The 2,870-nt window shown below is 62.7% G+C and carries 2 protein-coding genes; both read right to left on the reverse strand.

The window, feature by feature from the left end; all coding sequences use genetic code 11:
• Positions 1 to 197: 197 nt before the first annotated feature.
• A complete protein-coding gene (locus KF719_RS18095) occupies positions 198 to 1,328 on the reverse strand; it encodes a ribonucleotide-diphosphate reductase subunit beta (RefSeq protein ID WP_293510818.1) in 1,131 nt (376 codons plus the stop codon).
• 156 nt (positions 1,329 to 1,484) lie between these two features.
• Positions 1,485 to 2,870, reverse strand: a 1,386-nt coding sequence (locus KF719_RS18100; protein WP_293510820.1) for a ribonucleoside-diphosphate reductase subunit alpha, incomplete at its 5' end; no start/stop codon positions are given.

Raw genomic sequence — 2,870 nt, forward strand, 5'->3', positions numbered from 1 at the left:
TTTTGAGTCCGGCGCGTCTACCAGTTCCACCACACCCGCACGCAGCGACGAAGCCGTCGCCATGGGCAGCTATTTGCCATAGCAAGCCCGAGAAAGTCCAGCCTCGAAAGCTGATTGTTTTTAACGGACGCTTCCAGCGCTCCAAGGTCCCCGGCGCCGACGGCATTTCGCGTCCGCGGCGCCATTCCCCCGCGGAATCAATCCCAGCTCAGAGCGCCGCCGCTCTGGTATTCGATAACCCGGGTCTCGAAGAAGTTCTTCTCCTTCTTGAGGTCCATAGCCTCCGACATCCAGGGGAAGGGGTTGTCCGTCTCGGCGAACACCGGCGAAAGGCCGAGCTGGGCGCAGCGCCGGTTGGCGATGAAATGCATGTACTGTTCGCAGAGCACGGCGTTCAGGCCGAGGAAACCGCGCGGCATGGTATCCCGCCCATAGGCCGCCTCGAGTTCCGCCGCCTCGCGCAGCATGCCGCGCACCTCATCCTGGAAGGCCGACGTCCAGAGATGCGGGTTCTCGTGCTTGATCTGGTTGATGACGTCGATGCCAAAATTGAGATGAATACTCTCATCCCTGAGGATGTACTGGTACTGTTCGGCGATGCCGACCATCTTGTTGCGCCGCCCCAGCGACAGGATCTGCGCGAAGCCTGTGTAGAACCACATGCCCTCGAACACGACATAGAAGGCCACGAGATCGCGCAGGAAGGCCTGGTCCGCCGCCGGCGTGCCGGTTTTGAAGTCGGGGTCGTCGAGATGCTGCGTGTGCTTCAGCGCCCAGGCCGCCTTGTCGGTGATCGATGGCACCTCCCGATACATGTTGAACAGCTCGCCCTCGTCGAGGCCGAGGCTCTCCACGATATACTGGAAGGTATGCGTGTGGACCGCCTCCTCGAAGGCCTGGCGCAACAGATACTGCCGGCATTCGGGATTGGTGAGATGCCGATAGATGGCCAGCACGATGTTGTTGGCCACAAGGCTTTCGGACGCCGCGAAGAAGCCGAGATTGCGCTTGATCGCCCGGCGTTCGTCGTCCGTCAGGCCTTCGCGTGATTTCCACAAGGCGATATCGGCCTGCATGGAAACCTCGGTCGGCATCCAGTGGTTGTTGCAACCCGCGAGATACTTCTCCCAGGCCCATTTATACTTGAGCGGCAGCAGCTGGTTCACGTCGGCGCGGCAGTTGATCATCGCCTTGTCGTCGACGGTGACGCGCCCGCCTCCGCGATCGATGGCGCCGAGGCCGGTGGCGTCGCCAGCGGGCTGCTGGCCGGACGGCAAGGGCTGGAATGGGAGCGCGGCTGTGGCCTTCGGCTCTGACCAATCGAGCATTCTTTTATTCTCCAAATGTCTTGTCATGTGGGGCTATGGCCCTCACTCACCCCCTCACCCCAACCCTCTCCCGCTCAACATGACTGTTGCCGTGTTGAGCTTGAACAACGCCAAGTTGGCGATAGCCGACTTGGCGGAGAGAGGGAGGCGCTCTTCCTATTGGCAGGCTTCGCAGTCGGGGTCGTCGATCGCGCAGGCCTTGCCCCAGGCGGCGCCGAGTTCAGCCTCACCTGCCGCCACATCACTCGCTTTACGTGCGTCGGCGACAAAGATCGGCGATGCCGCGGGCGCAGCAGCCGGCACCACCGCGGAAACCGCGTTGAGCTTGCCGTCGGTGCCCTTCAGCGTCGATTTCTCGACATGGGTCGCGGAGCGCGAGCGCAGGTAGTAGGTGGTCTTCAGGCCGCGCTGCCACGCCAGGCGATAGAGCGTGTCGAGCTTACGCCCGGACGGATTGGCGATGTAGAGATTGAGCGACTGCGACTGGTCGATCCATTTCTGCCGGCGCGCGGCCGCCTCGATCAGCCAGGCCGAGTCGATTTCGAAAGCCGTCGCGTAGAGCGCCTTGAGATCGTCGGGCACCCGGTCGATCTGGCCGACACTGCCGTCGAAATATTTGAGATCCGACACCATCACCTCGTCCCACAGGCCGCGCGCCTTGAGGTCGCGCACCAGCGCGGCGTTCACCACGGTGAAATCGCCCGACATGTTCGATTTCACGAAGAGGTTCTGGTAGGCGGGCTCGATCGACTGGCTGACCCCGCAGATATTGGAGATCGTCGCGGTGGGCGCGATCGCCATCGTGTTGGAATTGCGCATGCCGGTCGTGACCACCCGCTGGCGCAACGTCTCCCAATCGAGCTTCGACGAGCGGTCGAAAACCCCGTCACGCGTTGCAGTGCCGCGCGCCTCGGCCAGGAGGCCGACGGAATCGATCGGCAGGATGCCGCGTGACCACAGCGACCCTTCGAAGGATGAATAGCGCCCGCGCTCGGCTGCCAGATCGACGGAGGAAGCTATAGCGTGGAACGAGATGGCTTCCATGCTCGCATCCGCGAAGGAAACGGCCGCGTCCGAGCCATAGGGAATGCGCAGGGTCTGCAGGGCGTCCTGGAAGCCCATCAGGCCAAGGCCGATCGGCCGATGACGCAGGTTCGACCGGCGCGCCTCGGGGATCGTGTAGAAGTTGATGTCGATGACATTGTCGAGGATGCGCATCGCGGTTTTGACCGTGCGCGCCAATTTCTCCATATCGAGGCCGTCAGCCGTGACATGGGCCGCGAGATTGACTGAGCCGAGATTGCAGACGGCCACTTCGTCATGGGAGGTGTTCAGCGTGATCTCGGTGCAGAGGTTCGAGGAATGCACGACGCCCGCGTGCCCCTGGGGCGAGCGGATGTTGCAGGGATCCTTGAAGGTGAGCCAGGGGTGGCCGGTCTCGAACAACATGGTCAGCATGCGCCGCCAGAGGTCGAGCGCCCTCACCTGCTTGAACACCTTCATCTCACCGCGCGCGGCCTTTGCCTCATAGGCCTCGTAGGC

Source organism: Parvibaculum sp., assembly GCF_019635935.1.
Taxonomy (GTDB): Bacteria; Pseudomonadota; Alphaproteobacteria; order Parvibaculales; family Parvibaculaceae; genus Parvibaculum.

Bases quoted from the DNA above. Each gene is read 5' to 3' on its own strand.
- KF719_RS18095 (WP_293510818.1), bottom strand. From the start codon at position 1,328: ATGCTCGATTGGTCAGAGCCGAAGGCCACAGCCGCGCTCCCATTCCAG.